At 54.1% G+C, this 16,810-nt stretch carries 19 protein-coding genes and 3 pseudogenes; 6 read left to right on the top strand and 16 right to left on the bottom strand.

What is annotated here, in order from left to right; all coding sequences use genetic code 11:
• Positions 1–341 precede the first annotated feature (341 nt).
• From IM300_RS16030 to IM300_RS16020, 3 genes are all read right to left on the bottom strand, one after another.
• The gene (locus IM300_RS16030) at positions 342–1,274 is read right to left on the bottom strand and encodes an S-4TM family putative pore-forming effector (RefSeq protein WP_193037336.1); all 933 of its coding nucleotides are present in this window, start codon (positions 1,272–1,274) and stop codon (positions 342–344) included.
• A gap of 3 nt (positions 1,275–1,277) precedes the next feature.
• Complete coding sequence (locus IM300_RS16025; RefSeq protein ID WP_193037335.1) at positions 1,278–2,273, bottom strand: nucleotidyltransferase; 996 nt, start codon at positions 2,271–2,273, stop codon at positions 1,278–1,280.
• A gap of 526 nt (positions 2,274–2,799) precedes the next feature.
• Positions 2,800–3,234 carry a MarR family winged helix-turn-helix transcriptional regulator gene (locus tag IM300_RS16020; RefSeq protein ID WP_226842320.1) on the bottom strand — a complete coding sequence of 145 codons (435 nt, stop codon included), beginning with the start codon at positions 3,232–3,234 and terminating at the stop codon, positions 2,800–2,802.
• 100 nt (positions 3,235–3,334) lie between these two features.
• Here IM300_RS16020 and IM300_RS16015 point away from each other — a divergent pair, with 100 nt between their 5' ends.
• From IM300_RS16015 to IM300_RS15990, 6 genes are all read left to right on the top strand, one after another.
• On the top strand, positions 3,335–4,111 hold the full coding sequence (locus IM300_RS16015; RefSeq protein WP_370552247.1) for an NADPH-dependent F420 reductase: 777 nt from the start codon (positions 3,335–3,337) through the stop codon (positions 4,109–4,111).
• A gap of 33 nt (positions 4,112–4,144) precedes the next feature.
• Positions 4,145–4,888 (top strand): NADPH-dependent F420 reductase, encoded by a 744-nt coding sequence (locus IM300_RS16010; protein WP_193037332.1) that lies wholly within the window; start codon positions 4,145–4,147, stop codon positions 4,886–4,888.
• Positions 4,889–4,914: 26 nt separating this feature from the next.
• Positions 4,915–5,907, top strand: coding sequence for a zinc-binding dehydrogenase (locus tag IM300_RS16005; RefSeq protein WP_193037331.1), 993 nt, complete (start codon positions 4,915–4,917; stop codon positions 5,905–5,907).
• A gap of 71 nt (positions 5,908–5,978) precedes the next feature.
• On the top strand, positions 5,979–7,079 hold the full coding sequence (locus tag IM300_RS16000; protein WP_193037330.1) for an NADH:flavin oxidoreductase: 1,101 nt from the start codon (positions 5,979–5,981) through the stop codon (positions 7,077–7,079).
• Positions 7,080–7,865: 786 nt separating this feature from the next.
• Positions 7,866–8,126 (top strand): type II toxin-antitoxin system ParD family antitoxin, encoded by a 261-nt coding sequence (locus IM300_RS15995; RefSeq protein ID WP_193037329.1) that lies wholly within the window; start codon positions 7,866–7,868, stop codon positions 8,124–8,126.
• Positions 8,113–8,424 (top strand): type II toxin-antitoxin system RelE/ParE family toxin, encoded by a 312-nt coding sequence (locus IM300_RS15990; RefSeq protein ID WP_193037328.1) that lies wholly within the window; start codon positions 8,113–8,115, stop codon positions 8,422–8,424. Before IM300_RS15995 ends, IM300_RS15990 begins: the two co-directional genes overlap by 14 nt.
• A gap of 327 nt (positions 8,425–8,751) precedes the next feature.
• On the opposite strand, the gene IM300_RS22695 is transcribed toward IM300_RS15990, so the two are convergent.
• The 13 genes and pseudogenes from IM300_RS22695 to IM300_RS15935 form a co-directional block, all read right to left on the bottom strand.
• Positions 8,752–9,144 carry a hypothetical protein gene (locus IM300_RS22695; protein WP_226842332.1) on the bottom strand — a complete coding sequence of 131 codons (393 nt, stop codon included), beginning with the start codon at positions 9,142–9,144 and terminating at the stop codon, positions 8,752–8,754.
• A gap of 86 nt (positions 9,145–9,230) precedes the next feature.
• Positions 9,231–9,383, bottom strand: a pseudogene (locus tag IM300_RS22775) (transketolase family protein); the annotation flags it as partial.
• Positions 9,384–9,404: 21 nt separating this feature from the next.
• A pseudogene (locus tag IM300_RS22770) lies at positions 9,405–9,637 on the bottom strand (hypothetical protein); the annotation flags it as partial.
• Positions 9,637–9,888 (bottom strand): annotated as a pseudogene (locus tag IM300_RS15980) (transketolase); the annotation flags it as partial. The pseudogenes IM300_RS22770 and IM300_RS15980, both read right to left, overlap by 1 nt.
• Before the next feature lie 217 nt (positions 9,889–10,105).
• Complete coding sequence (gene map, locus IM300_RS15975; protein ID WP_193037327.1) at positions 10,106–10,894, bottom strand: type I methionyl aminopeptidase; 789 nt, start codon at positions 10,892–10,894, stop codon at positions 10,106–10,108.
• Positions 10,875–11,093 (bottom strand): ParD-like family protein, encoded by a 219-nt coding sequence (locus IM300_RS15970; RefSeq protein ID WP_032677643.1) that lies wholly within the window; start codon positions 11,091–11,093, stop codon positions 10,875–10,877. Before IM300_RS15970 ends, map begins: the two co-directional genes overlap by 20 nt.
• 716 nt (positions 11,094–11,809) lie before the next feature.
• Entirely contained in the window at positions 11,810–12,607 is a 798-nt protein-coding gene (locus IM300_RS15965) for a hypothetical protein (protein WP_193037325.1), read from the bottom strand.
• A complete protein-coding gene (locus IM300_RS15960; protein WP_193037323.1) occupies positions 12,597–13,100 on the bottom strand; it encodes a MucR family transcriptional regulator in 504 nt (167 codons plus the stop codon). The genes IM300_RS15965 and IM300_RS15960 overlap by 11 nt, the downstream gene beginning before the upstream one ends.
• Positions 13,101–13,108: 8 nt before the next feature.
• Positions 13,109–13,336 carry a hypothetical protein gene (locus IM300_RS15955; RefSeq protein WP_193037321.1) on the bottom strand — a complete coding sequence of 76 codons (228 nt, stop codon included), beginning with the start codon at positions 13,334–13,336 and terminating at the stop codon, positions 13,109–13,111.
• Entirely contained in the window at positions 13,336–13,575 is a 240-nt protein-coding gene (locus IM300_RS15950) for a hypothetical protein (RefSeq protein ID WP_193037319.1), read from the bottom strand. Before IM300_RS15950 ends, IM300_RS15955 begins: the two co-directional genes overlap by 1 nt.
• Positions 13,572–14,300, bottom strand: coding sequence for a plasmid SOS inhibition protein A (locus IM300_RS15945; protein ID WP_193037317.1), 729 nt, complete (start codon positions 14,298–14,300; stop codon positions 13,572–13,574). The genes IM300_RS15950 and IM300_RS15945 overlap by 4 nt, the downstream gene beginning before the upstream one ends.
• Positions 14,297–14,728 carry a conjugation system SOS inhibitor PsiB gene (psiB, locus tag IM300_RS15940; protein ID WP_193037315.1) on the bottom strand — a complete coding sequence of 144 codons (432 nt, stop codon included), beginning with the start codon at positions 14,726–14,728 and terminating at the stop codon, positions 14,297–14,299. The genes IM300_RS15945 and psiB overlap by 4 nt, the downstream gene beginning before the upstream one ends.
• 42 nt (positions 14,729–14,770) lie before the next feature.
• Positions 14,771–16,777 carry a ParB/RepB/Spo0J family partition protein gene (locus IM300_RS15935; RefSeq protein ID WP_193037313.1) on the bottom strand — a complete coding sequence of 669 codons (2,007 nt, stop codon included), beginning with the start codon at positions 16,775–16,777 and terminating at the stop codon, positions 14,771–14,773.
• Positions 16,778–16,810: the final 33 nt, after the last annotated feature.

Below are 16,810 nucleotides of genomic sequence, written 5' to 3'. Positions count from 1 at the left end.
GCAACGATGTCCGAGGTCATGACGGACACTCAGCGTGAAGTTGATAAGTGTCGCTTCGTCGCTGATCCGCCGCCAGGCTGATTTATCCACTAAAGGCAATATTCACATTGTTTTCCTTCCTGAATAGCAATAATCCACAAATCACAACAATCCGTCACGTTTTATGCCTATCGGGCAATAATCCCTCTCATTTTGTCCGCAGATCCGAAAAAAGGTAAAGCCGGATGCTTACCGTCTGAGGCGAAGGTGACTATGTGTTTACGCTGACACTCAGGCAACCAGAATTGTTTATCGTGATGTGCTCCGGCATACGTAAATCCTACACCGGAGCTAAGGAGGGATTACTTCTGAAGGTGCAGCTCCTTCAGATTTGTTTCAAAGTAATCAACATAAATTCGTTCATTTTTGGGCTTCATTATCAGCTGAATACCGTTGGGAACGGGCGGACATGAGGCCCGGTAGGCAAACATCTCATCCTGGATATTCCGGAGCGTATAACCCAGTTGCTCTTCTTCTGCCCTTCCGGACACCCTTATACCGAATAATTCCTTCTCAACGTACTTTTTCAGCTTCTCGCTTCTTTTCATACTGCTGCGATTATCCAGAAACTGAAGCAAGAAATAGCGGATGACCGGCAGTGTGAACACCACATAGAAGAGGATCTCATTCAGCCCGGATTTCATGACGATGCCGTAAACAAGCATAGCGACAGGCGAGACAATAAAAGCGGAAAGATAAAATACGTGCAGAACCTCCCTGAGCGATTTGTCCCAGCCGAGATTTTTTCCGTGGCACAGGAGCGCCATTACGGCCTGCGGCGCGTTATACACCTTACTGACGTACCACCCGTCTTCGCCAAATCGCTTTCGTGCTTTTTCCGGGCTGTCTCTAAAATATGCAGCTTCCCGGATGATGTCATCCCGTGGGATCTCCTCCACCTTCAGTTCATTACGCCGGATGCCAAGTACCCGGCAGTCGTACATTTCCTGGATTGAGGCTGCCTTCCTGCGCAGAGCCGAGATGTGTCCACTGATAACAATGTTAAAGGTGAGCACCAAGAGTCCATATAACCCCAACAGCGAAGACAACAGCTCTGAATCGACAAATCCCCGGCTCCGGTTGTATACGGTAACGAAAGAAAGCAGGAGCGGTACGATGATGCTGAAGAGAAAATTCAGTCTGTTCCAGTTTTTTACCCTGTCGTAGACACGGGCCTGCGCATACAGTAAATCCAGGTTTTCTCTGGTCGACTGGTTTGTGTAAATGGCATTCATGGTTCACCCGTAAACAGGAAAGAACGGCCCGAACACATCGCGCCATTTATTGATGGATTTTTCATACTCTTTATTATTTTCAAACTGTCTCGCCTCCGATACCTTTTGCGCATCGATATAACATCTGTCCGATATCGCCTTACGTGCCTCGGCTGAAAGTGAGTTGATATCACCCTGTATGCCTTTGGGATCGTTGACAGAGTACCGCACGGATTGACCAAGATGGCGGAAAAGCGCTTCCAACTCCATGTCAACAAACGATGAGCAGGATGTCCTGCCAGCGTAATAGTCCAGAATCAGCGTTTCCAGCAGGTAGGAACTCATGGATGGCATCGTCGGTCGCCGCTGCCAGTACTTGACTGCTCTGATGACATTAAGCACATTGCCGTCATTCTGCACATTGATAGTCGTGACTCTGTCCCTGTCTTTACGGGGGTCGGTAAACTTCCAGTGGCCGTTGCCATCGGGGATCAGGTAGTAAGTCCGTCCAAAGGCATCTTCGCTGGTAATAAAGCAGGGGACGATGTCAAAATTCCAGTCCTTGCTGACCAGTTTCAGCGTGACAGCTTCCTGGTTACGCCTGATATCAGCCTGGGCGTATTGGGCAATGTCCTGCAGGCGGTTTTTAAAGGCATTCAGAATTCTGACGGAGCAGACGGTGTCTGCTCCGGAATGGCGGTAACGGTGCAGACGTGAACCTTCTCCGGAGGAGGTTACAGTTATCCGGTCACTCAGGATGGTATAGGTGGCACCTTGCCCGGTTAAGCCAAACATCAGATCGATATCATCAAGCGGACGAATTTTGGTTCTTCTTGCGAACGAACCGAAAGCAATGTGGATCCCGGGATTACTTACCGGAAAAACCTCGTCATTTTCAAAAACATTCATCTTACCGATAAGCCAGTCGCGACTTGCACGCGCGTTATCGGTATCTGCCTTTTTGAGATTCACGGTATCTTTCATAAATTCGTTAAAGGCAGCTATTACTGTGGTCGCCATGTTTAGTCCTTTAATTTTTTTAATGCAAAAGGCGCAGGGCTCTGTCGTACATCTGAACATTCCAGTGCCCAGGAAGAGTCGGTATAGTTTATTCTTAGTACCGCAAGTTCACTACCGTCTCGTTCTCTACAAGGTCATATAATTTACATGGGAAATATGAGCCTTGTTCTTTCGTTGATAATTATGCAATATATTTAAGTTATTAATGCCAAATAAGCAATAATGCAATTAAGTTCAAAATATATCATTAGTATTGCATTATCAGCACAAATCCTTCTTCCCCTCTCCTGAGATCCGAAAAAAGCAAAAGTCGGATCTGGACTGCGTCATCACATGCAAGGATGAAGGAGATACGGCAGGAGGGAGTTCAAGGCAAAATGCAGATAGGAACGGAAGGTCCGCTTTGAGCGAGAAGCGGACCCTCAACGCTAAGCACCTATCCGCTTTGTGCCAGAAGCGGACCCTATAAATTGAATAAAAGCATATCCCGTATTTAACCTGTGGAATATCAATGCATATCGCCAGCTTACTCCTCTGCCGGATGTGCAAAATCCCGCAGCGTGTCTCTCAGCGCGACCAGCCCTGCTTCATCAAGCTGGCATCTGGCTTTAATTTTCCCGGATACCGCCCACACGTCCTGCCGAATACTCTCCGCTTTTGAGGTCAACCCCACAAGGATACGGCGTTCGTCCAGCGGATCGCGAGTACGGGTTACCATCCCGGCTTTTTCCATACGTTTAAGCAGCGGGGTGATGGTGCCGGTGTCCATTGCCAGGCTGTTCCCCAGATCGCCTACGTTGCGGGGAGTACCGGCGTACAGCTCCAGCAAAACCATATACTGGGGAAACGTCAACTCCAGCGGCTCCAGCAGCGGTTTGTGCATGCGGGCCATCCTGCCTGCTGCGCTGTAAAGGGCAAAGGACAGCTCCATTCCAAGACGAGGCATTGTGTTATCTGACAAGACGGGCTCCACGTTCGCTAAAGTTGATCATTAAGGTAAGGGCTGCTAATTTACCTAGTGCACTAGATATTAGTAAGCCAGAAAATATTATACCTCACCAATTTTCCGTCTCATAAAAAAGGAACAGGCAACAATGAAGATTGGCATTCTTGGCGCAGGAGCAATCGGTTCTACACTGGCCCGCACTCTTGCCGCAGCCGGGCATCAGGTGAAGATCGCGAACTCACGTGGTCCGGAGACAATTAGCGCCCGTGCACTGGAAAACGGTGCAATTGCCGCAACCGCTGCAGACGCAGTAAATAATGTGGATGTGGTGATCATGTCCATGCCTCAACGCGCCTTTGAAAAGGTCAGATCGCTGGTCACGGCACTGCCTGAGCATACCGTGGTGATCGATACTTCCAACTATTTCCCGCAGCGTGATGGCGTCAATCCTGCTATCGAGGCGGGAGAAGTTGAAAGCGTCTGGATTCAGACCTTTTTCGAACGCCCGATCGTCAAAGCATGGAATGCAATAGGCACCGTACCTTTTGCTGAAAATGCCCTGCCGGAAGGTCATCCGGATCGGGTTGCGATCCCGGTTGCTGGCGATCGCGCTCACGATCGGGATATTGCTATCGCGCTCATCAGTGATACCGGTTTTGATGGCTATGATGCAGGCCCACTTGAAGACTCCTGGCGACAGCAGCCCGGCGCGCCGGTCTACTGCACCAATCTCCGTTACAGTGAGATCGCCACTGCGCTGGCGGCCGCAGAACGGGAGCGTCTGCCTAAGCGTCGTGATTTGTCCGTCGCCGTCTTTGCTGAGCGTTTCGGACCAGGTGTTAATCCCGACGCGGCAACCATTGTGAGGATCAGCTGCGCACTGCAAATGTAAGGGCAGGTCACTTTAACTGTAAGGGTAACTATCATGAAAATCGGCATACTGGGAACAGGCTTTATGGGCAAAAATCTCACCCGCAAGCTCGCTGCTGCCGGGCACGAGGTGAAAGTAGCCAACTCACGTGGTCCTGAAACTATTGCGCCCGATGTGCTGGAAACCGGTGCTCAGGCGGCAACTGCAGAGGAGGCCTTGAAAGAGGCGGAAGTGGTTATCCTCGCAATGCCTCATACCGGTTTCGATAAAATCAGACCTTTAGTGGCGGCATTGCCGGAGCACGTCGTAGTGATTGATATCTCCAACTACTTCCCTGGCCGCGACGGTGTGAATCCGGAGCTTGAAGCCGGCAAAGTTGAAAGTGAATGGGTTCGAGACTATTTCGGGCGTCCTGTCACCAAGGCGTGGAATAACATCGGTATGGTTTCCTTTGAAACCCGCGGAAAACCAAAAGGTGATCCTGACCGTATTGCGCTCCCCGTAGCGGGCGACAGAAAGCAGGATCGGGACGTGGCGCTGAAACTGGTCGAAGACACCGGCTTCGATGGTTTTGATGCAGGCATGCTTGCCGATTCATGGCGTCAGCAACCAGGTTCTCCCGTGTATATCACCGATCTGAACCACGACGAGCTGGGACCAGCCCTGGCATCGGCAGAACGGGAGCGCCTGCCGCGGCGCCGTGATTTATCAGCAGAAGTCTTTGCAGAGCGTGTTGGTGAACGTGCTTCCCCTGATGCAGATACAGTGGTCAGAATTGCCCGTGCATTATTCATGTAAACATCAAATATTCTGGGAGAATAGATATGAAAGCCTGGCGCGCAGAAAGCTTCGGCAACCCCGCAGACGTGCTAAAACTGGTCGATATTGATATCCCCGAACCGGGCCCAGGTGAAGCGCTTCTCAGAGTATTAGCCACCAATATCGGACTGCCAGATCGCATGATGCTGGAGGGACGCTACTTTCTTACCCCAAATCCGCCTGTCACTCCTGGTCAGGAAGTGGTTGGCATTGTCGAGGCGGCAGGTCCCGGATACCCCTATCCCGTAGGGGCACGTGTGATCGGTGGTGCCAACTTCATGTCCGGGTCCGGTGGGCTTGCGGAGTATTGCCTTTCTCCGGGCGGCGGCGCAGTGCTGGCCGCCGATGACATGCCCGACGAGCAGGCGGCGGCATTCCTTGGGACGTTCCACGTCGCCTGGGTTGGTCTGGTCAATCGAGCCCGGGCGCATGCTGGCGAGACGGTTCTGGTACTTGGGGGAACCGGGGGCACGGGTTCAACTGCGATCCAGCTTGCCAAAGCGCTGGGCCTGACCGTGATTGCTACTGTGCGGGATGCCAGAAAGACGGCGTTCTGCCGTGAGCAGGGAGCCGACCATGTCATCGAAACGCAGTCGGGGCAGTTGAGTGAGCAGGTCCGGGCGCTCACCGGAGGCAAGGGCGCTGACATCGTTTACGATACGGTCGGGCCCCCGCTGGTTGAGCAGGCGCTGGATGCGATCGCCATCGGCGGCCGCTATGTGCTCATCGGCTTCGCCGGTGGTTCGGACTTCCCGACGATCCCGCCATTCAAGATTCAGACGCTTGGTATTTCGGTTACGGGTGCCCTGCACAGCATACGGACACCCGAAGAACGCGATGAGGCCATCGCCGTTCTTGGTCGCCTGTTTACGGAAGGCAAGATCACCATGCCGATAGACCGGGTGGTGCCGTTTGCCGGGGTGCCAGAGGCGCTTGAGCAGCTTGGTGGCGGAGTTAATGGCAAGCTGATCGCCCGGGTAAGCCAGGCGACCGCCTGATTCTTCAGCCCGGGTGACCCGCGAAAACCTCACAATAATGCAAGGAGCCGAAGGCGGCTCGGAGAGCAAGTATGACAAAAGCGAAATTGTTTGAACCGGTGACGGTCGGGCCACTCCAGCTTCCCAACCGTGTGGTGATGGCCCCGATGAGCAGATACCGTTCACCGGCAGGCGTGCCCGGTGAGGACATGGCAAGGTACTACCGTCGTCGGATCGAAGGAGGGGTCAGCCTAATTATCACAGAGGGATCGTGGATCCCTCATCCTGCTGCATCGGACCAACCTGACGCACCCCGCTTTTACGGGGACGACGCTCTGGCAGGATGGAAACGTGTGCTTAACGAGGTGCACGCTGCGGGGGGCAAGATCATGCCGCAGCTCATGCATCGCGGCCAGACGGAAGAGGGGCCGGGCGGCGGAGCGCGCAGGATCGGCCCGTCGGGTATGGTTGGTTCTCTCGGCGTGCCGCTGAAGCAGCTGGACGAGCCCGCATCGCTTAGCGATATCGAGGAAGTCATTGACAGTTTTGCCAGAGCTGCCCAGTCGGCATATCAGCTGGGATTTGACGGTATCGCACTTCATGGTGGACACGGCTATATCATCGACCAGTTCTTCTGGTCGGCCACTAATTTGCGTACGGATCAATACGGGGGTGGGATAGCCAATCGCACTCGTTTCGCCTGTGAAATAGTGCGCGAAATCCGCCGCCGCACCGCGCCGCACTTCCCGATAATGATGCGTATGTCCCAGTGGAAGCTCCACGACTACTCGGCGCGACTGGCTCAGACACCTGAAGAATTACGGGATTATCTCCTCCCTCTTGTGGATGCAGGCGTGGATATCTTCGACTTCTCGCAAAGGAGATTCTGGGAAGGCGAATTCGGAACGGATATGAATGTTGCCGGGTGGGCAAAGAAGCTGACTGGCAGGCCGACGATGACGGTGGGTTCGGTCTCGCTGACAAATGACATGTTCGACTCGTTCCAAGGCCATGCCAGCAAAGTGGCCGACAACCTCGCCGAGCTTGAACGGCGTCTGGAGCGCGGCGATTTTGACCTTGTGGCGGTGGGGCGCGCGTTAATAGCCGATCCCGACTGGCCCAGGAAGGTGGCGAACGGAGCGGGCGCTGACATCGTGCCCTTCCAGCCCGCAGTACTGAAACAACTGGTGTAGACGACGAAACGGAGGTTCGCTGGATCGCATACCTCCGTTCCACTATGGAGAGCGTCACAACAGGAGTATCAACATAAAACCCAGGACATATCGGCGCTGCCCGGGTGATGTTTTCCTGGAACTGCTCAGTATCAGTAGTTATCGCTGGGTTTCAGCGCCGGGTAATCGAAGCGTTACAGGCTCATCCTGAATTCACTTCTGCGCTTTCTGTCATTCAACATTGACATCGGATCTGAATGCCGTGGCGGGAGGTTACTTTACCGACACCCAGTACAACGGTGGTTTATTTCCATGCGTCATCGTTCTGTGTATCACAGGATTGTTTTTTGCGAGGGTTATCCTGCTCAGAAAAGCGGGCATGTCTCATCGGGAAGCGAGAAAATGACAGGTTGAGCGTATCGTATCCTAGTCTGGCAACGTCCGCTTCTGGCTGTGAGTTCAATGGGTCGATGCAACGATGTCCGAGGTCATGACGGACACTCAGCGTGAAGTTGATAAGTGTCGCTTCGTCGCTGATCCGCCGCCAGGCTGATTTATCCACTAAAGGCAATATTCACATTGTTTTCCTTCCTGAATAGCAATAATCCACAAATCACAACAATCCGTCACGTTTTATGCCTATCGGGCAATAATCCCTCTCATTTTGTCCGCAGATCCGAAAAAAGCTAAAGCCGGATCTCCAGAGTACAGCCGGGGTATTTTGGCTAGCGTGCAGGAGATGGAAGCAGGAAAATAAGTTGATATAATGATGTAAGAACAAATCTTACATTAAGAAACGGAGGGGTTATGGCCCGTACAATGACGGTGGACGTGGGTGATGAGCTGCGTGAATTTATCGATTCACTGGTTAAAGCCGGTGATTACCGTACACAAAGCGAGGTCATGCGTGACGCGCTGCGGCTGCTGCGCGAGAAGCAGGCTGAATGCCGTCTTCAGAAGCTGCGCGATCTGCTGGCCGAAGGGATAAGCAGCGGCGAGGCGAAGCCATGGAACAAGGATGCATTCCTGAATAATGTCAGGGCCAGGGTGGCAAATGAAAGAGATTGAGCTGACACCCAAAGCAGAAGAAGATCTGGAAGCAATCTGGGACTACAGCTTCCGACAGTTCGGGATTGTTCAGGCGGATGCGTATATCGGCCGTATAGCAGCGGTTTTTGACGTGCTGGCCGTGCATGATATTGGCACGCATCGCGCGGAGCTTGGCGAAAATATCTGCTCGCTGCCGGTGGAACAGCACATGATCTATTTTGTGCCATCACATTCGGTGGTAACGATCATACGTATTCTCAGCCAGTCTCAGGATACGGCGCGGCATGAACCCTGGAGATATTCTGAAAATAAATAATATATAAGTCAATGAGTTAGCTAGATTAATTTATCTTGTGTTAAATATAATTAATTTATACCTCAATAATATAAATCTAAGACGTTGCTCTCTTTCAAGATGAGGTCATCCGACCGTTAACCCGAATTGGTAAGGCATCGCAGAACACTCCATCCGTGACGGTAACTCCCCGAAGGACATGCTGTACCTGAACCATACCGTGAACAGGTATCCCGGTTGCGACAATTGTACTGGCCAATCGTCGCACCGGGGAAGTGGACAAATTTAGCGAATTTGTCAGGCCGTTTACTTAATTCGTAAAGGGGCGATGGATACCGCCCCTTAAATTCAGATCCTGCGTCGAATCTTCTCCACTAGGGCGGCAGTCGAAATACCGTATCGTTCGTGCAAAGTGGGCAGCGCGCCCGCATCAAGGAAAGCGTCCGGCAGTGCGACGGTATCGAAGTCCACGTTCACGCGGTTGCGCATTAATAGCGACACAACAGCCTCACACAGTCCGCCAACGCTGCTGTGGTTTTCCGCCACAATGACCAACCGTCCCGGCTTCGCGGCCTCCAGCGCGCGCATGGTCATCAATCCTGAGGCGATGATCAGCACATCGAGCCCCTCTTCCAGCAGCGCGGCTTTGCCAATCCTGAACTGATAGTTGTACTGATCCAGTACCACCGGCACCTTGCCGCGCAGCAGGCGCATATAGACCGGACCATCGTGCGCCGCCATCGCTGGTACCGCTTGCTCGGTATCTCGATAATCGTCATGCCCGGAATACCGCGCATAATCGCAACATCTTCGGTTGCCTGGTGGCTCGACCCGTAGCCAGTGGTCAGCCCCGGCAGCGCCGCGCAGATCTTCACGTTGAGTTGCTCTTCAGCAATTACCTGATGGTTAAAGTCGTAGGCGCGGCGGGTGGCGAAGACGGCATAGGTGGTAGCGAAAGGAATAAAGTCCTCTTTTGCCATGCCGCCCGCGGCCCCCCAACAACAGCTGCTCTGCCATACCCATCTGGAAGAAGCGTTCCGGGTAAGCCTGAGCAAAGATATGCAGATCAGTGTATTTCGACAAATCCGCCGTCATGCCAACCACCTCCGGGCGTTGTTCCGCCAGCTTTACCAGTGCGTGGCCGAACGGCGAGGGTCTCCTGCCCTTCCTCCGCGATAGAGGCAATCATGGCCGACGTAGTTAAACGCGGTTTTTTCTCCGTAGTCTGGCTCATTACTGCGCTCCTTCAGGTTTGTTCGCATCCAGCACGGCGAGAGCCTTTTGCAACTCGTCAGCATCCACGCGAATAAAATGGTTCTTGTCACGCTGTTCGAGGAAAGGCACGCCTTTGCCCATCAGGGTGTCGCACAAAATGACGCGCGGCTGGTTTTCCGGGTAGCGTTTGGCGCAGTCAAACGCCGTCACCAGCGCAGGGACATCGTTACCGTTTACGCGCTGCACGTACCAGCCGAAGGAGGTCCATTCAGCGCACCGAGATAAACCAGTGGGTCGAGGATCTGTCCGGTGTCGCTAAAAGTCGGATCGAAAAAGGGGATATCCCGTAACCACAGACTGCTGAATCCCGCTTCATCAGCCTGTTTTGCCAGCTCCCCCTGTAAAAGATGCCCAGCAATATGCGGGAATGAAGCATTTAGTTGAAGATAGATTAAAGCTGGTTTTTTTACTGAGTAATGATCAGGATTTAAACAATGTATTCTTGAATAATTTCGTCTTTACGAAGTGTTAATACTTCAAAACCGTCATCGGTCACAGCGACAGTGTGTTCCCACTGAGCCGAGAGTTTTTTATCCCGAGTTACCACTGTCCAGCCGTCTTTTTTGATTTTTATCTTGCTGCTTCCCTGATTTACCATCGGTTCGATGGTAAAAACCATTCCCGCCTGTAACACTTCACCTGTACCAGGTTTACCATAGTGCAGCACTTGCGGTTCTTCATGCATTTCTTTACCGATACCGTGCCCGCAGTATTCCCTGACAACGCTATAGCCGCTGGATTCAACATGCGTCTGGATAGCATGCCCGATGTCTCCCAGTGTTGCACCCGGTTTTACCATCTTTATGCCCAGCCACATGGCTTCCCGGCTTATATCCACCAATCGGCGAGCCAGCGGAGAGACGTCGCCAATCAGATACATTTTGCTGGAGTCGGCAATCAGGCCCCCTTTCTCCAGGGTGATATCTACATTAACGATATCGCCTGCTTTAAGGTATTGGTTAGCTTTAGGTACTCCGTGACAAACCACTTCATTCACAGAAGTATTCAGTACGTAAGGATAATTATATTGTCCCTTACTGGCAGGACGGGACTGCAACTCATTGACAATAAAGGCTTCTGCGCGATCATTGATTTCCAGAGTGGTTACTCCCGGAACAATAAACGTGTCCAGCATCTCAAATACGGAGGCAAGCAACGCTCCTGCATGACGCTGGCGGGCAAGCTCATCTGCGGTTTTAATGGGAATTGATGGCATTGATAACCTCCATTAAACGATCAGAGCCTGATTTCAGCATCATCATTTTGATTTGTTGATAGTTAAGTTCCGGGTAAAGCTCACTCATCATGCCGAGGCGGATCCAGTATTCGGCTTGCGCGTTAACTGAACGTGACATAGCTCTGCTGGCATCCCGAACGTCTTCGTGCAGCAAATCTGAAATTTTGACGATACCCACAAGCATATACTCTGTAATAATACATGTATAAATCGTATCGACTTCACGGACAAATGTCACGGAGATTTTTGCCGTGCGAATAAAGGTTCATTTCTGGCACAAAGCTGACATCCCAACCTGTATCAGATCGTTAAACCTCCATAGTTAAGATAGTAACCCTCTGGAACGAGACAGCGCTTGCGCATCAGGCTGGAAAACCAATTTTAATGGTTGCTGAAAGCTGGTTGGTCCGAGGCGCAACGCCTGTTGTCAACTTGCAGGTGAAATAATAACAGAAGTCCTATCCAATGCGTGTTATAAGCAAGTTTGAAAACCTCCACACTGGTGGTTGAGAGGCATGGCATGAAATTACGAATCACAAGAGCAATCGGCCGCAGCAAGTTCTCGCCACGTTGGGTTAAGGTTATCTGTTTGCGGTTAACAAAAAATTATATTGAGCGCTCCCTCAATGCTCTTCTGGCCAACATTGATGAATCTGAACTCTCTTCGGAGCAAGTCAAAACATTGAGGGAATGCGTTGACAGGATTAACCTGGCAAGGGGTAAGGGGATACATGCGTGAGCACTTTTGATTAAGCATGTTTCGAGCTAGTAATGTCTGCTCCTGGCACAAAGCGGACTAATTATCCGCCGTGTCCCTTGCAACCAACAGTGACTGATTTCATTTTTCCTTCACCTGCATATCCCATTGTTCAGCTCCTGTCAGATGTTGCTGAGCTAGTCATCGGAGGCCAGCCTCTGAATGTCGCTAATTTCCTGGCCCGAGAGATAGCTACGGCTGTCATTCTTAAGATTTCTGCCCCTGATCTCCCAGAAATAGGCCCGTCGATAGTCCTTCAGGAAACGGTTTACTTCAGCCAGCTTATACGCCGCGTATTTGTCACCCGCCAGCCAGGCCCTGACATAGAGGTCTGCAGCTCTACGGGAATCCTGGCGGATGTAGTAACCGCTTTGCAGTACAACTCCGGCACGCATCAGCAGTGCCGTATCTTTACTGTCGGCCGGGGATTTCTCTGCCATCTCAACAAGTTTCTCTGCCAGTTTCGTGGCCTCATCACTGCCCAGACTTTCAGGGTAAACCTCTGGCGATTTTTTGTGAGGTTCAAACAAAAACACCAGGGCAGGCGCCGACCCTTTTTCTGTGGCTCTCAGTACGATCTCGCGTATCGCACGATCGCGTGTATTGCAGGCCGCTAACCGCTTTTCGGAGGTCCCGAAGAGAAAATCGCCAAACGTGTCACAGTTCAGACCATAGTCACCGGCCTGCTGATTGAATGCGTCGAGCGCCTGAAACGGATCGTCAGCATTCAGCGCGGCCTGACGTGCTTTCTCGAACTGCATGATTTCCATTTTGTTATCGCACCCCGTGAGAAGTCCGGCAATAAGCGGTAACAGGAAGATGACGCTTCTTTTTTTCATACCCAATCCCTGTGAGTTTTTTCCTCTGCGGCCGGACAGCCCATACTTTCTGATCCTGCCAGGCCAGCAGATTGTACCCGTATTGTTATTCGCCATCAGCACTCACCTTGCTCATGGCAAACCAGCGATACAGGCAGCTGGCGGACAGATTCAGGTCTTCAGCGATGTTTCGTACCGTCTCGCCCGTTTCTTTCCGGGCTTTCATTCTGCGCAGCGCCTCACGCCTGATATCCGGACTGGCGATTTTTACCACCGGCGACGTTTCCCATATCCGGTATTTGCTCGCCGTTTCTGATGCTGCCTCGCGGTGCAGACGTGAACTGCGGTCCTTGCCGTTAATCCTGTCGTATGCCTCTGCCATCATTCTGACCTGTTCGGCGGGATCTAATTCTCCCCGTCTGATACGACTGTTAACGTTGTCCCTGCAGTTTTGTGAATATTCAGCACTGGCAAGCGCCACGTGTTTCGGTATGCCCCAGCGCTCGCGATACTCATTCGCCGTCATACCGTGAACCACGCGCAGGTGTGGTGCCAGAAATTTAAAGCTTTTACCGCACTCCCTGCAGAGGATTTTCTTCTGACTAACCATCTCTGCCCTCACTGATCCTTTTCCGTAAAACCCAGCGCGTCCCGCATTATCAATATGCGCTGTCTGTCACCCTCGCTCACGCCAGCGTTGTACACCAGTCCGATTAAGCCCTGAAGCATATTCCAGTCGTCCGTATCAAGACGTGCCTCAAGGCGGCAAAGAATTTTCCCGCTTCCGGCATGACGGAAGACGGTTCCGGTCTCTTTTTTGTCGAACTTTTTACTCACAATGCTCATCACTCCACCTCCCTGCCGTCGCCGTATCCCTTCGTCCAGTCGCCGATCTGCGCATCGAGGACGTCCAGCTGCTTCTCAATCTCTTCGGCCATCATGTTAAAATCGCACTCCAGACCACCGCTCAGGCCGTCCCACTCAACCGACATATCGGTGATCTTATCTTTTATCGTCTGCAGGCGTTTACGCTGACTTCGGGCCACCCTGAGCTCCTGCCTGTACGGGTTCGTTCTCCTGCTCATGCCCTCTCCCGGAACGTCAGCTTGTTCGGTACCATCCAGCGCTCCAGCTGTCGCACGGGAACGGGAGCGTCTTCAGTCATCAGCCTGGCTTCGTACACCACGCTCCAGAGCGGTTCGCCGTGATACTCATCCCTCTCCAGCGCGGACAGGGACGGGAAACGCTCGCTCCAGCGCCAGAACATCTCCTCCAGGTCGTACTGCCCCAGCTCAGACCCCGACCAGCGGGCGCTCCAGCTCCCGACCGTTTCCGGCGTATGAAAGGCCAGCTCGATTTCCGCCTGCCCCGCCAGCGCCTGGTAAGCCCGTTCACGCAGGCAGGATTCTTTCCGGCGCTGGCGGGTGTATTTTTCGTCCAGCATGGCTTCCTGACGGCGCGAGCGTTCGGTATGCCTGAAGGTTTCCTCCGGGAAGATCTGTTCACCGGCGTTCACGGACAGCGGCAGCCAGCAGCAGGCCCCGCGGCTCTCTATCAGGGCATCGATGGCCCTCAGCCAGCTGTCACGGCTTCCGCGCAGCTCCTGCGCGCTCAGCACCGGCGCGAACAGGCGTATCTCCCTGATGGTGACGCGTTTGCGTCCGGTCAGGCGGCGGAAAAAGGCGCTGGCATACGGGAACGCCGTGGACGCCGCGCCGCGCGTGCGCCTGCGCTCAACTTCGGCAATGGCCTCCATCGCGGCGCGTCGCGCAGGACAGAAGGGAACCAGGGAGAGATGTAAAGGGATCATGCCGCGCCCTCCGATGCCAGGATGCTGATGATGCTGGCCTGAGAGTAGCCGTCCGCATCGAGACGCGCCGTCAGGCTGAGGGTGTGGCTGACAAGCTCCGGCTGGTAGCCCTTCAGGGTGCGCACCACGGAGAACGGGCGACCGCTGGCGGGCACGAACACCATCATCCATACCGGACTGATGGCGCCAGGACTGCACACCGCAATATGGTAATTACCGTGCGAGGGCGTGAAGCGTATCTGCACGGGGAAGAAGCCGCCGAACTCGCTGCGATACTCGCCGTTCATATCCCAGTTGTCAGGGCAGGTCAGGTCACGCATGACGGCGTGGGTCAGCGCGCGGCGGTAGTCCTCGCCGCTGTCCCGCCAGTCCTCGAACTCATCGTGAGACATCGTTTTCAGAACGTCAGGGGTCAGAACAGTTTGCATGGGTATCTCCTTATTGCCGCCCCGCAGGGCGGCGCTCCGTTATCAGGCGGCCTGTGCCGTGTCAGTGGTGTCGTTGTCGGTGCTGTCCGCCTCTGAGGCGTCGTCAGCTTCGGACTCAGCCACAGGCTCAGGTCCTTTCAGCCATGCCGGAACCCAGCGGTTATGCTGCATGAAGTGCTCCGCATACCCTGCCGCATCGCCCTTCTTCATCTTCTCCGCGTCACCTGCCGCCCCCGTCAGCCCCGCATCTTTCAGGGAGGCAACAATCTGCGGATGTTTCAGGCCGGAGAAATAGTTCTCCTTCGTCGGCTGCCACCAGTCGCGCAGGTGGAACCCGATTGCCGCCTCGACCGTATCGAGGGTGCTGCGTGAGGTGTGCCCCATATCGCGGGTCTGAACACCGTCGACCGAACACGCCGTACAGAAGGCCATGAGCGACATCAGCACTGCGCCGTCAAGGGCGAAGAAGGTCGTGAAGTTCTTCTCCCATCCCGCTGGCAGCAGGGTCTGAAGACGGGCTTTTTCCTGCATCAGGAGGTCATACGCCGCGCCGCTCTTACCGGACGGGGCATTCTCCGTCAGGCTGCCGTGGGAAACGGTCAGGCTGATGCGGAACGGGTGCGTTGTGGTCAGGCAGCCAGAAAAGACGCAGGTACACAGACGCCAGACCATCAGCGCCACCGCTTTTTCAGGCTGCTGCATCAGCGCGGCCTGTACCGCTAACGTTCGCTCAGAGGACATCTTCGTGAGCAGCGGGAGGCTGATCCCCTCTGTAGCATCCGTCTGGCGTGAGGTGAACGCCACCGTAGCGCTGCTTTCTTCAGTTTCTTCCGGTTCGTCGACTTTCAGGCGAATACCGCGCTGCACGTACACCTGACCTTCATGCAGGCTGACCATCACCCCCGCGCCGGACTTCATTTCGTCCGTCCATGCGCTGACTTCTGCGGCCTGTTCAATGGCGTTAATTTCGGCTTCCAGCGCGTCCGTCTCGTCACAGCGGGAGTCGTAGCCGTTCCACTGCTCGTGCAGTTCGTCAAGACGCTGCTGCTGTTCGGGGGTGTAAACCGGATCGGGTTCGTCGGGCTGCACGAATTCTTTACCGTCTTCGCCGTGGTACCAGATGCGGCCTGCGCGACCACGGCTCCACGTCCAGCCCTCACGCTGCTGAATGTCCTGCGCGATACGCTCCAGCTTTTCCTGCACCAGACGCTCGACCAGCACGGTGTCAGCCGTACCGTCGCCGTCATCCTGACTGAACAGGTCTTCACGGACGTAACCGCCTGCAGCCTCGTAGGCGTCACGTCCGATGAACCGGAATTTCACGCTGTCGGTGCTGATTTCAGTGTCAGTCACGGCGCGTTTAATCAGGTGCGCGGGGGCGTTCGACCAGCTGGCCTTAACGCTCTCGTACACGTCGACCTGACGGGCCTGATCGTCCTCGAGGCAGAGCGCCTGACACTGCTCAACGGTCAGTTCGTCCTGTGCGAGCCTGTCCATCAGGGCCGGGGCGAGGTTTGCCAGCTTCAGCATGCGCTGGACGTGACGGGAGCCGAAGCCGAGCGCGTCGCCAATCTGCGCGGGGGTTTTGCCCTGCTCTGCCAGCGTGCGGAACCCTGCGATCTGCTCGGCGGGATGCATGGCGGCGCGCTGCTCGTTCTCGGCCACGGAGGCAAGCGCCGCAATGTCGTCAGAGACGCGTTTGACCATCACGGTATGGCCATCATCCAGACGCCCCTCCTGCGCCAGCAGATTCAGGGCGGTCAGTCGGCGGCCACCTGCCGCCACGCCGGATTTCCCGTCTGCGAGGGTGTGAATAATCAGGTTCTGCAGCAGTCCGAGCGCCTCAATGGAGTCGGCCAGACCGCGTACGCTTTCCACGGAATACGGGATGGTGCGCACGTTAAGCGGTGATTTGGTGAGTTCGGCAAGCGGAACGTACTCAACCGCAGCGGCCTCAAGGGCCGTTTTCAGGGCAACTTCCTGCGCCTTCGTGATTTTTTTGCTGCTCGCTTTTTTGGGGGCTTTTGCTTTAACATTCTCTAGAGACATTGTTGATACCTCTCCGTGTTGATAATTGTCCTG

Source organism: Enterobacter cloacae complex sp. I2 (assembly GCF_014896205.1).
Lineage (GTDB): Bacteria > Pseudomonadota > Gammaproteobacteria > Enterobacterales > Enterobacteriaceae > Enterobacter > Enterobacter quasihormaechei.
The sequence above is the reverse complement of the archived record's forward strand: the minus strand, read 5'-3'. Positions and strand labels throughout refer to the sequence as shown.